This is a genomic window from Pseudomonas sp. TWI628 (assembly GCF_039673865.1).
Taxonomy (GTDB): Bacteria; Pseudomonadota; Gammaproteobacteria; order Pseudomonadales; family Pseudomonadaceae; genus Aquipseudomonas.
The window spans coordinates 78,101-95,390 of the sequence record NZ_JBDJMM010000006.1 but is presented as its reverse complement, the minus strand read 5'-3'; the positions used below and the strand labels follow the sequence as shown (position 1 = coordinate 95,390).

The 17,290-nt window shown below is 62.2% G+C and carries 14 protein-coding genes; 7 read left to right on the top strand and 7 right to left on the bottom strand.

Going from position 1 to position 17,290, the window contains the following annotated elements; all coding sequences use genetic code 11:
- Positions 1-22 precede the first annotated feature (22 nt).
- Positions 23-721: a FadR/GntR family transcriptional regulator gene (locus ABE528_RS06420; RefSeq protein WP_346652479.1), complete on the bottom strand. Its 699-nt coding sequence runs from the start codon at positions 719-721 to the stop codon at positions 23-25.
- A gap of 261 nt (positions 722-982) precedes the next feature.
- Between ABE528_RS06420 and ABE528_RS06415 the strand changes: the two genes are divergently transcribed.
- Positions 983-2,335: an MFS transporter gene (locus ABE528_RS06415; protein ID WP_346652478.1), complete on the top strand. Its 1,353-nt coding sequence runs from the start codon at positions 983-985 to the stop codon at positions 2,333-2,335.
- Between the two features lie 19 nt (positions 2,336-2,354).
- On the top strand, positions 2,355-3,710 hold the full coding sequence (gudD, locus tag ABE528_RS06410; protein WP_346652477.1) for a glucarate dehydratase: 1,356 nt from the start codon (positions 2,355-2,357) through the stop codon (positions 3,708-3,710).
- Between the two features lie 47 nt (positions 3,711-3,757).
- Here gudD and ABE528_RS06405 read toward each other — a convergent pair whose 3' ends face one another.
- On the bottom strand, positions 3,758-4,645 hold the full coding sequence (locus ABE528_RS06405) for a LysR substrate-binding domain-containing protein (protein ID WP_346652476.1): 888 nt from the start codon (positions 4,643-4,645) through the stop codon (positions 3,758-3,760).
- Positions 4,646-4,744: 99 nt separating this feature from the next.
- Between ABE528_RS06405 and ABE528_RS06400 the strand changes: the two genes are divergently transcribed.
- The 4 genes from ABE528_RS06400 (at position 4,745) to ABE528_RS06385 (ending at position 10,131) form a co-directional block, all read left to right on the top strand.
- Positions 4,745-5,695, top strand: coding sequence for a 2-hydroxyacid dehydrogenase (locus ABE528_RS06400; RefSeq protein ID WP_152956187.1), 951 nt, complete (start codon positions 4,745-4,747; stop codon positions 5,693-5,695).
- A 156-nt stretch (positions 5,696-5,851) separates the two neighbouring features.
- Entirely contained in the window at positions 5,852-7,195 is a 1,344-nt protein-coding gene (locus ABE528_RS06395) for an MFS transporter (RefSeq protein ID WP_346652475.1), read from the top strand.
- 366 nt (positions 7,196-7,561) lie between these two features.
- The gene (gene gabP, locus ABE528_RS06390; RefSeq protein WP_346652474.1) at positions 7,562-8,953 is read left to right on the top strand and encodes a GABA permease; all 1,392 of its coding nucleotides are present in this window, start codon (positions 7,562-7,564) and stop codon (positions 8,951-8,953) included.
- A 143-nt stretch (positions 8,954-9,096) separates the two neighbouring features.
- Positions 9,097-10,131, top strand: a complete 1,035-nt coding sequence (locus ABE528_RS06385; RefSeq protein ID WP_346652473.1) for a PDDEXK nuclease domain-containing protein — start codon at positions 9,097-9,099, stop codon at positions 10,129-10,131.
- A gap of 16 nt (positions 10,132-10,147) precedes the next feature.
- On the opposite strand, the gene ABE528_RS06380 is transcribed toward ABE528_RS06385, so the two are convergent.
- Entirely contained in the window at positions 10,148-11,017 is an 870-nt protein-coding gene (locus ABE528_RS06380; protein WP_346652472.1) for a LysR family transcriptional regulator, read from the bottom strand.
- Positions 11,018-11,260: 243 nt separating this feature from the next.
- Here ABE528_RS06380 and ABE528_RS06375 point away from each other — a divergent pair, with 243 nt between their 5' ends.
- Positions 11,261-12,787: an MFS transporter gene (locus ABE528_RS06375; RefSeq protein ID WP_346652471.1), complete on the top strand. Its 1,527-nt coding sequence runs from the start codon at positions 11,261-11,263 to the stop codon at positions 12,785-12,787.
- Between the two features lie 31 nt (positions 12,788-12,818).
- Here ABE528_RS06375 and ABE528_RS06370 read toward each other — a convergent pair whose 3' ends face one another.
- The 4 genes from ABE528_RS06370 to ABE528_RS06355 form a co-directional block, all read right to left on the bottom strand.
- Positions 12,819-13,091: a YkgJ family cysteine cluster protein gene (locus tag ABE528_RS06370; RefSeq protein WP_346652470.1), complete on the bottom strand. Its 273-nt coding sequence runs from the start codon at positions 13,089-13,091 to the stop codon at positions 12,819-12,821.
- Positions 13,088-14,710 carry a hypothetical protein gene (locus ABE528_RS06365; protein ID WP_346652469.1) on the bottom strand — a complete coding sequence of 541 codons (1,623 nt, stop codon included), beginning with the start codon at positions 14,708-14,710 and terminating at the stop codon, positions 13,088-13,090. Before ABE528_RS06365 ends, ABE528_RS06370 begins: the two co-directional genes overlap by 4 nt.
- A 66-nt stretch (positions 14,711-14,776) precedes the next feature.
- Entirely contained in the window at positions 14,777-15,877 is a 1,101-nt protein-coding gene (locus ABE528_RS06360; protein WP_346652468.1) for a hypothetical protein, read from the bottom strand.
- Between the two features lie 25 nt (positions 15,878-15,902).
- On the bottom strand, positions 15,903-16,940 hold the full coding sequence (locus ABE528_RS06355) for a WYL domain-containing protein (RefSeq protein WP_346652467.1): 1,038 nt from the start codon (positions 16,938-16,940) through the stop codon (positions 15,903-15,905).
- Positions 16,941-17,290 lie beyond the last annotated feature (350 nt).

Here is a 17,290-nt window from a genome sequence, read left to right as displayed (position 1 = left end):
GTCGTGCCAAGCACCACAGCCCCTAGTCCGGCAGCAGGCGATCGCGGCTGTTGGACAGGTGCAGGCAGATCGCTGCCCGCGCCGCATCCGGGTCCTGCCGGCGAATGGCATTGAGGATCGCCTCATGCTCAAGATTGGCCAAATACGCATGCCGCGCCAGCTTGGCTCCGCTGCGTTCGGCCAGGGCCATGCGGTTACGCGGGATCAGCCCGTTGCCCAGCTGCGCCATCATCTCGCTGAAGTACAGGTTGCCGGTGGCCTCGGCGATCAACAGGTGAAAGCGCCGGTCCGCCTCAATGCAGCTGTCCCCGGCTGCCGCCAGGTCCTGATAGTCGTCCAGCGCCTTGCGCATGCGTGCTACCTGCTCGTCACTGCGGCGCACGGCAGCCAGGGCGGCTGCCTGGCCCTCCAGGCCGATGCGCAGCTCCAGCAGGTCGCGCACGCTCGCAGCATTCTCCGCCCCCACGCGCAAACCCGCCTGGCCCTGGCGCTCCATCACGAAGGTGCCGATGCCGTGGCGTGGCTCCACCAGGCCTGAGGCCTGCAATTTCGACAACGCTTCGCGGACCACGGTGCGGCTGACGCCATGTTCGCGCACCAGGGTGTTCTCCGATGGCAGCTTGTCCCCCGGCTTGAAGGTGCCCAACAGGATCTGCTGGGTCAGGCTCGACACCAGGTCATGGGCGCGGCTGTGGCTGCGTTTGGCCGGGGAAGTATCCATAGCGGGTTCCGAATAAGGGTAACTTGTACGACAAGTTAACCAATCAAAAAATTTTTTGCCTGGTTTTTCTCTGCATGGTACAGAGCTGTTAATCGATTTATCAGCATGTTCGGCGCAAAATTCCTATTTATCAGCTTGTATTTTGCTATTTAGGCGACATTCGACATCTTGTCGTACAACCTCGCTGCGCATATGCTCCATCCCACTGTCATGCCAGACAACTTCGACCCGCACAAAAACAATTAGTGGGAGATCCAACCCGTGAACGACACCCTCGCTCCGTCTGCCCGGAATGAAGGCGACGCTTTGGCCAGTGCCGTGGCCAAGGTCAAGCGCCACGTCCTGCCGCTGTTCGTCATCATGTTCATCGTCAACTACCTCGACCGCGTCAACATCGGCTTCGTCCGCCCGCACCTGGAAAGCGACCTGGGCATCAGTGCCGCGGCCTTCGGTTTCGGTGCCGGGCTGTTCTTTATCGGCTACGCGCTGTTCGAAGTGCCCTCGAACATGCTGCTGCAAAAGATCGGTGCGCGGCTGTGGCTGACCCGCATCATGTTCACCTGGGGCCTGGTGGCCACCGCCATGGCCTTCGTCCAGAGCGAAACCCAGTTCTACGTGCTGCGCTTCCTGTTGGGCGTTGCCGAGGCGGGCTTCTTCCCCGGCGTGATCTACTACTTCACCCGTTGGCTGCCGGCTGCCGAGCGCGGCAAGGCGATTGCCATCTTCCTCAGCGGTTCGGCCTTGGCGTCGCTGATTTCCGGGCCGCTGGCCGGTGCGCTGATGCAGATCCAGGGCCTGGGCCTGCATGGCTGGCAGTGGATGCTGTTCATCGAAGGCATGGCCTCGGTGACCCTGTGCTTCTTCGTGTTCTTCTGGCTCGACTCCAAGCCGCACGATGCCAAGTGGCTGAGCCAGGCTGAACAGGACGCGCTGGTGGCGACCATCGACCGCGAGCAGCGTGAGCGTGAAGCGGTCGGCGCGGTGAAGCCTTCGGCCTGGAGTCTGCTCAAGGACCGCCAGATCGTGCTGTTCTGCCTGATCTACTTCTGCATCCAGCTGACCATCTACGCCGCCACCTTCTGGCTGCCGAGCATCATCAAGCGCATGGGCGACCTCAGCGACCTGCAGGTCGGCTTCTTCAACTCGATCCCGTGGCTGATCTCGATCATCGCCATGTACGCCTTCGCTGCCGGCTCAACGCGCTGGAAGTTCCAGCAGGCCTGGGTTGCCGGTGCCTTGATAGTCGCCGCCATCGGCATGTTCATGTCCACCACCGGCGGCCCGGTGTTCGCCTTTGTCGCCGTGTGTTTTGCCGCCATCGGTTTCAAGTCGGCCTCTTCGCTGTTCTGGCCGATTCCGCAAGGCTACCTGGACGCCCGTATCGCCGCGGCTGTGATCGCGCTGATCAACTCGGTCGGCAACCTCGGCGGCTTCGTCGCCCCCACCACCTTCGGCCTGCTCGAACAGCAGACCGGGTCGATCCAGGGCGGGCTGTATGGCCTGGCGGTGACCTCGGTGCTGGCGGCCATCGCCATCTTCTTCGTACGCATTCGCCCCAAGGGCGTTCCCTCTGACGACCACAAGGCGCCTTCGGCCTTGGGCCAGACCCACTGATGACTGCGAGACAACAACCATGAACATGCAGACCAATCCCGCCGTTCACTCCAGCACCCCGGTTGTCACTGACCTGCGCGTGATCCCCGTGGCTGGCCACGACAGCATGCTGCTCAACCTCAGTGGTGCCCATGGCCCGTACTTCACCCGCAACGTCGTGGTGCTGCGCGACAGTGCCGGCAACACCGGCCTGGGCGAAGTGCCTGGTGGCGAGAAGATCCGCCAGACCCTGGAAGACGCCCGCAGCCTGGTGGTCGGCCAGCCGATCGGCCACTACCAGCGCGTGCTCAACGCCATGCGCCAGACCTTTGCCAACCGTGATTCCGCCGGCCGTGGCCTGCAGACCTTCGACCTGCGCATCACCGTGCACGCGGTGACGGCCATCGAGGCGGCGCTGCTCGACCTGCTCGGCCAGCACCTCAACGTGCCGATGGCGGCACTGCTGGGTGAGGGCCAGCAGCGTGAAGCGGTGAAAATGCTCGGCTACCTGTTCTACATCGGCGACCGCCAGCAGACCGACCTGGCCTACCGCAACGAAGCCGATGCCGATGACGACTGGTTCCGCCTGCGCCACGAAAAGGCCCTGACCCCGGAAGCGGTAGTGCGCCTGGCCGAAGCGGCCAAGCAGCGTTATGGCTTCAGCGACTTCAAGCTCAAGGGCGGCGTGCTGCGGGGGGAAGAGGAAATGGACGCGGTGACGGCGCTGGCCGAACGCTTCCCGCAAGCGCGCATCACCCTTGACCCGAATGGCGCCTGGTCGTTGAAAGAGGCCATCGCCCTGTGCCGCGACAAGCACAATGTGCTGGCCTACGCCGAAGACCCGTGCGGTGCCGAGAACGGCTACTCGGGCCGTGAAGTGATGGCTGAGTTCCGCCGTGCCACCGGCCTGCCGACCGCCACCAACATGATCGCCACCGATTGGCGGCAGATGGGCCATGCGATCCAGTTGCAGTCGGTGGACATCCCCTTGGCCGACCCGCATTTCTGGACCTTGCAGGGGTCGGTGCGGGTGGCGCAGATGTGCCACGACTGGGGCCTGACCTGGGGCTCGCACTCGAACAACCACTTCGACATTTCGCTGGCGATGTTCACCCAGGTGGCGGCGGCGGCGCCGGGTGAAATCACCGCCATCGATACCCACTGGATCTGGCAGGACGGCCAGCGCCTGACCCGTGAGCCGCTGCGTATCGTCGACGGCCATGTGCGGGTGCCGGAGCGTCCGGGGCTGGGTGTGGAGCTGGATGAAGACCAGCTGGCCAAGGCCCATGAGTGCTACCGCAACATGGGGCTGGGGGCGCGGGATGACAGCGTGGCGATGCAGTTCCTGATTCCCGGTTGGAGCTTCGACAACAAGCGGCCTTGCCTGGTGCGTTAAGGCATCGGGCCTCTTCGCGGGCACGCCCGCGAAGAGGCCAACACCATTTATCCTGCTTCAAAGAATGCCCGCGCCATCGCCACAAAGCTCCCCAGCACCGGGTTCGGGTTATCCCGGCAGAACGCCAGGAATATCTCCGCCTGCTGTTCCATCCCCACCAACGGCTTGAACACCACCTGCTCCAGGCGCAACGCCTGCGCCGAAGCCGGCACCACCGCACAGCCTAATCCCACATTGACCAGGCCCAGGATCGAATGGGTCTGCCCCAGCTGATGCAGGTAGCGCGGCTGCACCTCATGCCGGGCGAACAGGTTGGCGATGCGGTCATGGAAATAGCGCCCTTCATTGGCGCTGTACATCACGAACGGCTGCCCATCGAAATCGCTCGGCTTGAGCCGCTCGCGTGCCGCCAGCGCATGCCCGGCGGGGAGGGCGGCGACGAAAGGTTCGCGGTGGATCGGCAGGTATTCCACGCGCGCGCTGGGCAGCACCTGGCGCACCAGGCCGACATCGATCAGGCCGGCTTCCAGGTCGTGCACCTGGGTGGACGAGACCCGTTCACTGAGCACCAGCTCGATATCCGGCAAGCTCTGCCCGGCGTGCACCAGCAAGCGCGGGATCATGCTGTAGGCACCCACGGCGGTGAAGCCCAGGGTCAGGCGGCCGGCTTCGCCATGGGCGATACGCCGCGCCGACTGGCTGGCCGATTCGGCGACTTGCAGGATACGCCGGGCATCTTCAAGAAAGCTTTGCCCGGCCAGGGTCAGGCGCGCCTGGCGGTTGTTGCGCTCCAGCAACAGCACCCCGAGGGCATGTTCCAGCAGCTGGATCTGCCGGCTCAGCGGCGGCTGGGTCATGTGCAAGCGGGTAGCGGCGCGGCCGAAATGCAGCTCTTCGGCGACGGCGACGAAGCAGCGCAGCTGGTGCAGCTCCATGATTCAATTCCTGAATTATTCGATCCAGTATCTATATTAGACCTGTATCAAATGCGGGCCTAGCATCGAGTCATGTCTTCGAACTGCCGGATGCCCAGGATGAACAACAACGCCATCGACGTGCTGCTGACCCAGCCTGTCCCCGAGGCCATCGATGCCCAGCTGGTCAGTGCCTACCAGGTGCATCGGCTGTATCAGCATGACCACCCGCAACAGCTGCTCGCCGAGGTTGGCCCGCGCATTCGCGCTGTAGTCACCGGCGGTGCCAAGGGCTTGTCGAACGCGCTGATGGACCAGTTGCCCAGCCTTGAGATCATCGCCATCAGCGGTATCGGCACCGACGCCGTGGACCTGCGCCACGCGGCCAGCCGCGGTATCCATGTCACCACCACACCGGGCGTGCTCACCGCGGATGTGGCCGACCTGGCGATGGGCCTGATCATCAGTACCCTGCGCCGCCTGGGCGAGGGTGAGCGGCTGGTGCGCGACGGTTTGTGGGGCACGGTCAACCTGCCATTGGCACGTAAGGTCAGCGGCATCGAACTGGGCATCGTCGGGCTCGGCGAGGTGGGCAAGGCCATCGCCCGGCGCGCCGCTGCATTCGACATGCGCATTGCCTACAACGGGCGGCGCGAGCAGCCAGAAACGGGTTATCGCTACGAGGCCGACCTGGTCGAGCTGGCGCGCTCGGTGGATGTACTGGTGGTGGCGGCTTCTGCCGATGGCGGCCAGGTGCTGGTGACGGCCGAGGTGCTCGATGCTCTGGGGCCGGAGGGGTACCTGGTCAATGTGGCGCGCGGCAAGTTGGTTGACGAGGACGCGCTGGTCGAGGCGTTGCGGGAACAGCGCATCGCCGGGGCCGGGCTGGATGTGTTTGTCGACGAGCCGTATGTGCCGCCGGCGTTGCGTGACCTGAACCAGGTCAGCCTGCAGCCGCATCGAGGTAGCGCCACGCTGCAGACCCGGTTGGAGATGGGGCGCATGGTGTTGAACAACCTTGAAGCCTGTTTCAGGGGCGAGGTGCCGCCGAATCGGGTGATCGACCTTTAGGGCCCTTTCGCGGCTAAAGCCGCTCCTACAAGTACACCGCCGTCTGTGTAGGAGCGGCTTTAGCCGCGAAGGGCCGGCACAGGCAACACAAGGCCCAAGGGCCACACCTTCTCTGTACAAAAACAATCGCTTCCACCGAGAAGCAAGAGGGTCCACATGAACAGCAAATCCGCCGTCGCCGCACCGCAGGCCGTGGCCGGGGTCGGCCGCCATCGCTTCCTGGTCCTGGCGCTGATCTTCGTCATCACCGTCATCAACTACGCCGACCGCGCCACCTTGTCGATCACCGGCACCGAAGTCCTGAAAGACCTGGGCCTGGACCCGGTAATGCTGGGCATGATCTTCTCGGCCTTCGCCTGGGCCTATGCCCTGGGCCAGGTCCCCGGTGGCTGGCTGCTCGACCGCTTCGGCGCGCGCCGGGTGTATGGCGTCAGCCTGATCCTCTGGTCACTGTTCACCCTGCTGCAAGGCACCGTCGGCTGGCTGGGCCTGGCCGGGGTGTCGGCGGCGGTGGCGCTGTTCTCCATGCGCTTCATGCTCGGCCTGGTGGAGTCGCCAGCGTTCCCGGCCAACTCGCGCATCGTCAGCTGCTGGTTCCCCACCCGTGAACGCGGCACGGCCTCTGCCTTGTTCAACTCGGCGCAGTACATGGCCGTGGTGGTGTTCGCCCCGCTGATGGCATGGATGACCCACAGCCTGAGCTGGGAGCAGGTGTTCATCTGGATGGGCGTGCTGGGGCTGGTACTGAGCGTGGTGTGGTTCCGCCTTTATCACGAACCGCACAGCGCGCCGGGGCTGAGCCGCGAAGAACTGGACTACATGCGTGAAGGCGGCGCCCTGGTCGACCTGGAAAAGGAACGCAAGACGGCCAAAAGCAAACCGACCCGCGCCGAGATCGCGCAGTTGTTCACCAGCCGCAACCTGTGGGCGGTGTACCTGGGGCAGTACTGCATTACCTCGCTCACCTACTTCTTCATCACCTGGTTCCCGATCTACCTGATCAAGGGCCGTGGCATGACCATCATGGAAGCCGGGTGGGTCGCTGCGCTGCCAGCCATCTGCGGCTTCACCGGCGGCATCCTCGGCGGCTTCGTTTCGGACTGCCTGATCCGCCGCGGCGTGCACCCGTCCAAGGCGCGCAAGACCCCGTTCGTGATCGGCATGGCGCTGTCCACCAGCCTGGTGCTGGCCAACTATGTGGAGGGCAACGCGGCGGTGATCGCCCTGATGACCCTGGCGTTCTTTGGCAAGGGCCTGGCGGCGGTGGGCTGGGCGGTGCTGTCGGATGTGGCGCCGAAGAAGATGGTCGGCCTGTGTGGTGGCGTGTTCAACGGCATCGGCAACATCGCCGGCATCATCACCCCGCTGGTGATCGGTTACGTGGTCGCCAGCACCGGCTCGTTCCACAACGCACTCTGGTTCGTGGCCGCCCATGGCGTGCTGGGGATCTTCGCTTACCTGTTGCTGGCCAAGCGCTTCGAGCGCACTGGGCAGGCGTAGGCAGACGCCTGAGCAACAGAGGCCCCGGGAGACCGGGGCTTTTTTGTGTGCGGTCAAAACACATCCAAATGAAAAACGAAAGCGTCAGACGGCCCGCTGGCGTGATCGGACATGCCATTCGCGACATCTGGCGTTTAGGGAAATGCCCTGTCGTGATCGAACAGTTCCGAGGCGTTCTCGTGTAATTTCCCACAGCCTCACGGGGCTTAAATGAAGCCCGAACCACACCGGCATCTTGCTCTGTGACGCGTGCCAAAGATCAACAACAGAGCACCAGCAACGTGTCGACTTCCTGATTTGAAAGGAGATATTTTCGCCTACACCTGCCCCGTCCTTCCTTGTGTCAGCAAAAAGAGAACAAGATCAATGAACACCGTGGGATCTGATGGCAACCTTGCACAAGGTTTCAAGCCACGTCATGTAACGATGCTGTCCATTGCGGGCATTATCGGTGCCGGACTTTTCGTCGGCTCCGGGCACGCCATCGCGGCGGCCGGGCCAGCCACCATTCTTTCGTATTTCGTGGCCGGAACCCTGGTGGTACTGGTCATGCGCATGCTCGGCGAAATGGCCGTGGCACACCCGGACACCGGATCGTTCTCCACCTACGCTGACCAGGCCATCGGCCGCTGGGCCGGCTATACCATCGGCTGGTTGTACTGGTGGTTCTGGGTGCTGGTGATCCCGATCGAAGCATTGGCGGCAGGGCATGTGCTCAACGCCTGGTTCCCCGATATCCCCAGCTGGATCTTCGCCCTCGCCTCGGTGCTGCTGCTGGCAGGCACCAACCTGTTCAGCGTGGCCAAGTACGGCGAGTTCGAGTTCTGGTTCGCCATCCTCAAGGTCACCGCGATTCTCGGCTTCATTGGCCTTGGCTTCGCCGCGCTGTTGGGCTGGCTGCCCAACCGTGAAGTCAGCGGCCTGAGCGGGCTGATGGCCGAACATGGCGGCTTCGTGCCCAAAGGCTGGTCGGCGGTGATCGGCGCGTTCATCACTGTGATGTTCAGCTTCATTGGCACCGAGGCCGTGACCATCGCCGCGTCCGAATCCAGCGACCCGTCGCGCAACATTGCCAAGGCCACCCGCTCGGTGATCTGGCGGATCAGCACCTTCTACATCCTGTCGATCTTCGTGATCATTTCGGTGGTGCCGTGGAACGATCCACAGCTGGCAGTGGTGGGTTCGTACCAGCGTGCGCTGGAAATCATGAACATCCCCAATGCCGCCTTCATGGTCGACCTGGTGGTGCTGGTGGCTGTGACCAGCTGCATGAACTCGTCGATCTACATCGCCTCGCGGATGATGTACTCGTTGGCCAAGCGCGGCGACGCCCCGGCGTTCCTCAACAAGACCTCCAAGGTTGGCGTACCACGTGCCGCGGTATTCGGCAGCACCCTGATTGGCGCAGCCATCGCCGTCCTCAACTACTTTGCACCGAAGGGCGTGTTCGAGTTCCTGCTGGCCAGCTCCGGCGCCATCGCACTGCTGGTGTACATGGTCATCGCCATCTCCCAGCTGCGCATGCGCCGCCGCCTGGAGCGCGAAAATACCGAGTTGAAGTTCCGCATGTGGCTGTTCCCGTACCTGACCTGGGCGGTGATCATCTTCATCGCCGGTGCGCTGGCGGTGATGATGTACACGCCTGAGCACCGGGCGGAAGTGAGTTCGACCTTGGGCCTGGCGATCGTGATTTCCTTCCTGGGGATCGTCACCTCGCGGGGCCATGCGCAAACGGTGGGGGCGCGGTCGATGGGGTGATTGGGTTCACCTTGTGGTAAGGCAAAGGGCACCAGTGGATGGGTGCCCTTTGCTTTTTGAAACACTTGATCGGTGCTGCTGGCCGCTGGAGGGTGGGCTGGTGGGGGTAGACTTCCTGCGCAATTCATACAGGGAGTCGAGGCATGAGCGCGAAACAACAAGACGCCAATGCGCCAGTGGCTTCTCCGTCGGTAAAGGATGACCGTTTCGAGGAAGTGCTGGCGTTGATTCACGGGGCCCGGCAGCGGGCGGTGCAGGCGGTTAACAGTCAGTTGATCGATTTGTACTGGCAGGTGGGGGGCTATATCAGTCGCAAGCTGGAGCAAGCGGAGTGGGGCGATTCGGTGGTCAGTCAGCTGGCCGCACATCTTGCTCGAACGCAGCCCGGGCTACGGGGTTTTACACGACCCAATCTGTTCCGTATGCGCCAATTCTATGAGGCTTATCGTCACGACGAGAAAGTCTCAGCACTGCTGAGACAATTACCGTGGACCCATAACCTGACGATCCTCAGCCAGAGCAAGCTGCCACAGGAGCGTGAGTTCTACCTGCGCATGGCAATCCAGGAAAAGTGGTCAAGTCGAGAATTGGAGCGGCAAGTCAAAGCCTCGCTCTTTGAGCGCAGTATTGCGACTCCGACCAAGGCGTCGGCGGCTCTGCGACAGCATTGCCCTGCAGCCATAGAAATATTCCGGGATGCTTACATGGTTGAATTCCTTGGTCTGCCCGGAGGCCATGCCGAAGCTGATCTACATTGTGCATTGATGGATCGTCTGAAAGAGTTCCTCATCGAGCTGGGCCGGGACTTCTGCTTCGTTGGCTCCCAATACCCGTTACAGGTCGGCGGCCGCGACTTCGCACTGGACTTGCTGTTCTTCCACCGTGGTCTCAATTGCCTGGTGGCGATCGAGCTAAAGGTCGGTCGCTTTGAGCCGGAATACCTGGGCAAGCTCGATTTCTATCTGGAAGCCCTGGATCGAAATGAGCGCAAGCCTCATGAAAACCCGGCCATCGGTGTGTTGCTGTGTGCCAGCAAGGACGATGAAGTGGTCGAATACGCGCTCAACCGCAGCTTGTCTCCTGCTTTGATTGCGGAATACCAGACACGCCTGCCAGACAAGGCACTACTGCAGGCCAAGTTGCACGAGTTTTACGCCTTGGGGGGTACGCCTGAATAGGGCGCTTGAATTCAGGTCAAATGTCAGGTTTCACGCCATCGATGTAACGCACAACCGCCGGCGCCTTCTCGAAGCGCCGGTGGACCAGGCTCAACCACGAGCTGGCCTGGTAATCGGCAATCCGCCGGTAATTCACCTGCGGCAAGCTGATGCGCTGCACCACCGACTCCGGCACCACGGCGATCCCTTGCCCCAGCGACACCAAGGTAATCACCGCCACCAGGCTGCCCGGTTGCGGCCCCAGCCGTGGGACGAAGCCACCCTGCGCTGCCGCCTCCAGCGTGCCGGAAATCTGTTCGGGCAGGATGAAGGTCTCGTTGGCCAGGCGCGCAGCCGGAATCTGCGCCAGTTCGTTGATCCGCGAACTGGCGGGCAGGGCGAGCACGAAGCCTTCCTGATGCAGGGCGATGGCTTCGAGTTCTTCCGGCAGCTCCATCGGCGAGCGCACATAAGCCAGGTCGAGCAAGCCATCACGCACCATGCCCGGCAGCTCGGCCATGGGCAGTTCACGGATGTTCAGGCGCACGCCGGGGTGGGCATCACTGAAGCTGATCACCTGCCGCTGCAGCATGCCCGAATACGCCGCCGACGCCACATAGCCCAACTCGATACGCCCGCTGTCACCCCGCCCGGCACGCTGCGCGCCCACCTGCGCGGCATCGAACTGGCGCACCGCCTGCTCGGCTTCGATCAGCAGCGCCTGGCCCGCGGCGGTGAGGTTCACTTCGCGCTGATTGCGCTCGAACAGCCGCACGCCCAGCTCGCGCTCCATGTCCTGGATCTGCCGGCTGAGGGTGGGCGGGGCGATACCCAGCTGCTCGGCGGCACGGGTGAAGTGACCGTGGCGGGCGACGCAGAGGAAGTAGCGAAAGTGACGGATTTCCATGCGGTGTTACCTGCAGGCTAATGACGCGGTCCCTTGAGGCTAACAAGCTTCGGGGCCTAAGGCATTAAGGTGAGTCCAACCTGCAGGGGACCGCTATGCGGTCCATTGCCGGCAAGCGCGGCTCCCACAGGTACAACGCCGCCATTGAGCCTTGCACTGTACCTGTGGGAGCTGGCTTGCCGGCGATGGGCTGCAAAGCAGCCCCGGCGCTCTCACAGGCCAGCCACTCCCCGGAGCCCATCCATGCCCTCAGCACGCTTCACCCTGCTCACCGCCTCACTGGTCTGCGCCCTGATCATCCTCGACACCAACATCGTCGCCGTCAGCCTGCCCAGCATCGCCCGCGACTTGTCCGGCTCGTTCGCCGATATCGAATGGGTAGTCAGTGCCTACCTCCTGGCCTTCGCCGCCTGCCTGCTGCCCGCCGGCAGCCTGGCCGACCGCTTCGGCCGCCAACGCATGCTGCTGATCGGCCTGGCCGTGTTCGGCATCGCCTCGCTCGCCTGCGGCGCCGCCCCCAGCCTGCTGTTCCTCGACCTGGCCCGTGCAGCCAAGGGTGTAGGCGCGGCAATGCTGCTGACCTCGGCCCTGGCCGCCATCGGCCACCGCTTCCATGAACCGCAGGAACGTATGCGCGCCTGGGCCTTCTGGGGCGCTTGCATGGGCGCGACCATCACCTTCGCGCCACTGCTCGGCGGCGTGATCGCCAGCACCCTCGGCTGGCGCTGGATCTTCTACATCAACCTGCCATTGGTGGCGGTGCTGGCGCTGATGGTGCTGCGCAGTATCGAAGAGTCTCGCGACAGCGATGCCGCACGGCTCGACCCGATGGGCAGCCTGACCTTCGCGGGCAGTTTGGGCTGCCTGATCTGGGCGATGATCGAGGCCAATCAGGTGGGTTGGACCAGTGTCGATACGCTCGGGCGGCTGGTGATCAGTGCGTTTCTGTTAGGGCTGTTCATCATGGTTGAACGCAGCCAGGAACGGCCGATGATCGACCTGCAACTGATGCGCAGCGGGCGCTTCATCGGGGCCTTGCTGGGGATGTTCGCGTATGCCGCCTGTGCGCAAGTGATGATGACGTTGTTGCCGTTGTATCTGCAGAACGGACTGCAGCTGTCGGCGCTGGCGGCGGGGGCGGGGATGTTGCCGTTTGCGCTGGCGATGTTGCTGATGCCCAGGTGGGGGATGCGGTTGGCCGGGCGTTTGAGCCCGGCGCAGGTGTTTGCATTGGGGCTGGTGTTGGTGGGGGTGGGGAATCTGCTGTGTGCCTGGGCGGTCGGGGTTGGGGGGTATGTGGCGTTTGCCTTGGCGAGCCTGGTGTTGGGGGCGGGGGCTGGGCTGCTTAATGGGGATACGCAGAAGAACATCATGGCGTGTGTGCCGCGGGAGCGGACGGGGATGGCTTCGGGGTTGAGTACGACTACGCGGTTTGGGGCGATTGTGTTGGCGATTGGCGCCTTTGGCGGGGTGTTGGCTACACGGGGTGAGCAGTTGTTGCGTCAGTCGCTGCAGCAGGTGGCGCCTGAGCAGTTGGCTAACGTTGGAGCCATGGCGACACGCGTGGCTGCTGGTGACGTGCCGGCGGCGCTGGCGATGGTCGAGCCGAACTTGCGCGATGCTGTGGCACCCTTGGCGTTGCAGGCGTTCATGGGCGGGTTCCAGGCGATGCTGGTCTGCGCAGGCGGTGCGGCATTGGTATTTGCGGTGCTGGTCGGGCTGCTGCTCAGCCGCCCGATGCCTGCATTGGTGCTGCAATCTGCGCGCTAGGGGAACTGGATGATGGGGAGGCCGGCATTGCTCACTCCAGCGCCTGAAGCTGCAGCAGCTTGCAAACCTCCACATTCGCCTCTACAAACGCCTCCCAGCCGAGGTGCTGCGCATAATGCATCTGGTATTGCCGGTCGACCCGGCAGATATCTGGCCGGGTCTCGTAGATCAGGCAGTGCTTGTCGGCATCACTGTAATGCCGGCAAGCCCCATCCCCTCGATCCAGATACTGCGTCTGTTCCGCCAGATGCACATTGCGGCAACACAACCCGCACTGCGTGCAGGGAAACGCTGGTAGTGTCATACCAGCGAAGCCAGCCAGTTGCGCGTGCTGGCGGTATTACCCATTTCGAACGGCAACTCGATCCCGCGAGCCACCACAGCCTGCTGCAGTATCGCGCTGCGCCGGATCTCGTCATTGCACGCCTCAAGCTCCTGGGTAAAGGCCTGCAACTCTTCCACGTCCAGGTTGAACTCCAGGCGGCTCAGCTCCAGCAGATAACGGTCCAACTCCGCGTTGATTGCCTGGAACTCACGCACCGTGCCGGCGTGAGGCGTCAGCGATTCGATGAAGGCCCAAAGTTTGTGCGCCATCGCGCTGTGCAGCAGGAAGTAGTTCAGGCCCAGGGTTACCAGGCCCGTAACCAGCGCGCCTGCAAACGCGGCGAGTTCGGTGCCGAACGGGAAGCTGAGGAATGGCACCAGCTGGGTGTAGGCCATGGTGCCCACCACTGTGGCAACGCTCACCGACAGCAACGAGGTTACCGCCTGGCACTGTTCCACGAAGCTTAGTTGGTCAGGGTTGAACACCATCAGCTTGATGGCTTTGACCAACTGGCCCCACAGCTCCCGGATGATCTTGATCGCCATCGCCTGGGTGGTTGCAAGGATGTTGAATACGGTGGTGGTCAGGCTCCCGAGCACACCGGCAAACACGCCATCCTTGAACGCTATCAGGAAGTCGTTGAAACGCTTCTGCACCCGTGCCCAGATGCCCTTGAGCGACGCGCTGATGCTGTCGACGAAGGCGTCCAGGGTGAACTTGTGTTTGAGTTTTTCCAGCAGGACCGGCAGTTGTTCGCGCAGTTCGAACCACACCTCTGCCATCACCAGCCCAAGCATCTGCCGAGTACCCATGGCCAGGCCTGCGGAGCCGGCGGCATGGGCTGTCTGGTGGAGGAATTTGCTGCTGGTGTAATAAGCCTTGTTGATCTGCTGATCGTAAGGCGCACGAGCCTCGGCATCGCGCTTGCGCATGCCTTCAGGGTCCACGGCCTTCAGCTCATTGATCTTGCTTTCGGTTTTACGGATCTTGTCTTCCAGCGCGCGGGCTTCATGTTGCTGCTGTGGCGTTTCGCGCGGCATTTTCGTCAGGCGTGCGCGGTCGCCTGCCAGCGACTTCTCATGGTTGGAGATCAGGCCTGGCAGCTTGTCCAGATACTCATTGATCGGTGTCTGCTTCTTCGACTTGTTGACCGTCTCGTGGGTGGTCTGCAGGTTGCTGCTCTGGTTGGCCAGCGCCACACCACTGAGCCCGGCCAGCACGCGACCGGCATCATCGTGGATCTCCTTGGCGCTGATCACGTGGTCCAGGTTGCGCTGTTCATGGGCTGCCATCACCGTGTTGCGGTAAGGGTCCTTCAGCGTGCCTGCCGCCTGGCTTGCCTTGTCTTTCTGGCCGGTGGCGATGTAATTCGCATGTTGATGGTAAGGCGTGGAATCGTACTCGCCACGCTGCTCGTGACGCTGCTTTTCTGCCTCGGTCGCCCATACGCCGTTGCGCACGTTGTGGATGGTATCCACTTCGCCGCCGAGCTTGTCCTTGAACAGCAGGAAGTCCAGGCCGAAGCTGGTGGTCAGGCTGGTAATTACGGTTTTCTCGAGCTCTTCAGCCCAGGGGAAGTCTTGCGCTGCAGCGTGCATAAGGGCATCCATGACGAATGAGTGAAGGTGAAGCGCAGGCGGGGCCTTTTGGCCCCGCATGGGGCGTCAGGCTGGTTCGACGCCTTGCGCCTTGCCCTTGGTCTGGTTGATCTGCTCGTCCAGTTTGTCGCTGTTGAGGATCATCGAACCATCGGCATCGGTCGCCATGACCGGAACGTCGTTCTTGTCCTTGACCACATTTCCGTTCACTTCCTTGACCTTGAACAGCGGGGTAGTGATCAGGTCGACCAGGATGGCGGCCAAGGCATAGCCGTTGTTGATCGCGCGCAGGATGGTTTCACTCATGCTGGCCATTTCAGCTTGCGGGTCAATCTTGCGGGAGCGGAGGTCTTCGATACGGCGGGCTACGTACTTGAGGTGTTCGAAGTACTTGTCGAACTGCCCATAAACCGACTTCAAGACGTCATTGATATCGAACGCGTAGTCTTCAGCCTTGCTCAGCTGCTGCTTGGCTTTGTGCAGCTTGGTGATCGCATTGTCCACTTCGCGGTCAGCCTTGTGGGCGTTCTTCAGCGCTTCATCGCCATGGCTGTCGTAAGCCCAGCCTGCGATAGCCAGTACCGGGCCAGCCACGGCAGCGCCCAGGATTGCGGTACCGCCAGCCATGCCCAGGCCGCCCGTGGCGAGCGAGCCACCGCCGATTGCAGCGAGCGTAGCGTTAGTCGCGGCCACTCCGGCCAGCGAGGAGATGGCGGTGCCGGTGGAGGCCGCGCCCAACGCCATGACGCCGCCATATACGGCAAACCCGGCTGCAGCGCCGGCAATGCCTGCTCCTGCGGTGGCGCCCAGCACGCCAACAGCGGTGTAGCTGTAGCTCTCGATGCTTTGCAGTTTATGCTTTGGAATATTGATCTTTAGCTTGTCCTGGCGGTCTGCGTTGAGCTTGTCCAGCAGATCGTTGGCGAGGGTCTTGAATTCGTCGAACTTCTTGCCGATCTCCAGTTCTTCCCGGCCCAGCATCTCAAGTGCCGCGTTGGTGGCTTTTTCCTGTACGTCGAACGCTTCCTTTTTGTCGGCATAACGCGCTTTGGCAGCGTTGACGATGTCATCGGCTTCGGAGTGCTTCTGGTAGCCGTCATAGCCTTTCTTGGCACCGTAGGCTGCGCTTACCAGCGCAGCAGCGCCGAGGATCAGGGGAAGTGGCATGGCAATGTCCTTTTGATTGTGAAGTTCAGGCAGTTTGCAGTTGCTGGGTTGTGTGAGTGTTCTGGTACAGCGACAACATCGAATTCAGTCGTTCGCGCACTTCATCCACCCAAACTTGGGGCGCATGAAGGCGAATGTTTTCGTTCAGTGCAAAGATCCACCAGAGCGTTTCGCGGTCTAGCGGAACGGTGGCATGCAGGCGGTGCCAGCCCTGTTCGCAGACATTGCTCAAGGTCTGCTGCTGGCTCAGTGGTGTTTCGTTGAGCAGGGCTGCGATCTGCGGGCGCACATCGGCGATCAACTCGACTTGGGCCTCGGCCTCTCGATAGCTGAAAACGCCGCTGGCGATGTAGGCATCCACGTCGAAGCTCTCATGTTCTTGGCCCGCTTCTTCGAGCAAGACCACTTCGGTAATCCGGTGCAGGGCGAATTGGCGCAGGTCGCTGTAGCCATCCACAGAGGCCAGCAGGTAGCTCACCGCATGGCGGGACACCAAGCCAGCCGGGTGCAGGCGAAAACGCTTGAGCTCTCCCTTGCTGCGGCTGCGGTAGGCCACTTCCAGTTGTTTGCGCTCCAGTAGGCCGGCCGAAACTCGGGCCCACGTGTGTGCGCTGACTTGCGCCGGAAGCAGGGTCTTGCCGTTGGGTAATGAGCGAACCCGCTTTGCCCAATCGGCCAGGCCGTTGCCACCCAGGCCATTGAGGAAATTACGGGCCCGGCGGAATTGCGGGCCCAACTGGTCCAGAACGCTTTGCGGCAGGATAGGGTTCAAGTGGCTTTCCGAGAGGAACAGTGCCAGCGCGGTGGGCGCGTCCATGTCTTCAAGCTTGAGTGGTGCTTCGCGGGTGAAGCTCCAGCGGAAGGGTATCTCGCTGTCGTTACACTGCAGGGAGAACGGGATCGACAAGCGGTTCAAATCACGCTGGATCGAGCGCAGGGTGACCGAAAAGCCTCTGTCACGGAGCTTTTCGAGCAGCGTCGGGGTTGCGATACGCTGAGGTTCGGTAGGGATCAGGCGTAGTAAGGCGAACAGCCTGAGCAGCGTATCCTTCGCTTGGGACATGGTAACTACCTGTTCTATGTCTTTACCGAGCGCCAGCGGACTGGCGTCAAGTTGGCGTGAATCCTACTCAATGGAGTGGCTTTGTGCCATCAATTGTTTAGAGGATGTGTGATCAAGAATGCCCTTGGTTTCAGTCCGCTGCAGACCGCTGCGCTTCGCGTTCGCGCTTCATTTCGTTGTATTCGCGGTAGAACTCGTAGCCTTTGGTCAGCACCACGAAGAGTCCGATGGTGGCGAGCAGGTTTTTCATTGTCAGGCCTTTTGATGGTGTGAGGGAGGAGGTCGTCTTTGATGACCTTTACTGACGGAAGAGGGGCAGATGGGATGGCTGCACCTAGTAATTACCAAGT

Excerpts from the sequence above, each read along its gene's own strand:
- ABE528_RS06420 (WP_346652479.1), bottom strand. The coding sequence starts at position 721 with ATGGATACTTCCCCGGCCAAACGCAGCCACAGCCGCGCCCATGACCTG.
- ABE528_RS06360 (WP_346652468.1), bottom strand. The coding sequence starts at position 15,877 with ATGCCACTTCCCCTGATCCTCGGCGCTGCTGCGCTGGTAAGCGCAGCC.
- gudD (WP_346652477.1), top strand. The coding sequence starts at position 2,355 with ATGAACATGCAGACCAATCCCGCCGTTCACTCCAGCACCCCGGTTGTC.
- gabP (WP_346652474.1), top strand. The coding sequence starts at position 7,562 with ATGAACACCGTGGGATCTGATGGCAACCTTGCACAAGGTTTCAAGCCA.
- ABE528_RS06380 (WP_346652472.1), bottom strand. The coding sequence starts at position 11,017 with ATGGAAATCCGTCACTTTCGCTACTTCCTCTGCGTCGCCCGCCACGGT.
- ABE528_RS06375 (WP_346652471.1), top strand. The coding sequence starts at position 11,261 with ATGCCCTCAGCACGCTTCACCCTGCTCACCGCCTCACTGGTCTGCGCC.
- ABE528_RS06385 (WP_346652473.1), top strand. The coding sequence starts at position 9,097 with ATGAGCGCGAAACAACAAGACGCCAATGCGCCAGTGGCTTCTCCGTCG.
- ABE528_RS06355 (WP_346652467.1), bottom strand. The coding sequence starts at position 16,940 with ATGTCCCAAGCGAAGGATACGCTGCTCAGGCTGTTCGCCTTACTACGC.
- ABE528_RS06405 (WP_346652476.1), bottom strand. The coding sequence starts at position 4,645 with ATGGAGCTGCACCAGCTGCGCTGCTTCGTCGCCGTCGCCGAAGAGCTG.
- ABE528_RS06395 (WP_346652475.1), top strand. The coding sequence starts at position 5,852 with ATGAACAGCAAATCCGCCGTCGCCGCACCGCAGGCCGTGGCCGGGGTC.
- ABE528_RS06400 (WP_152956187.1), top strand. The coding sequence starts at position 4,745 with ATGAACAACAACGCCATCGACGTGCTGCTGACCCAGCCTGTCCCCGAG.
- ABE528_RS06370 (WP_346652470.1), bottom strand. The coding sequence starts at position 13,091 with ATGACACTACCAGCGTTTCCCTGCACGCAGTGCGGGTTGTGTTGCCGC.
- ABE528_RS06365 (WP_346652469.1), bottom strand. The coding sequence starts at position 14,710 with ATGCACGCTGCAGCGCAAGACTTCCCCTGGGCTGAAGAGCTCGAGAAA.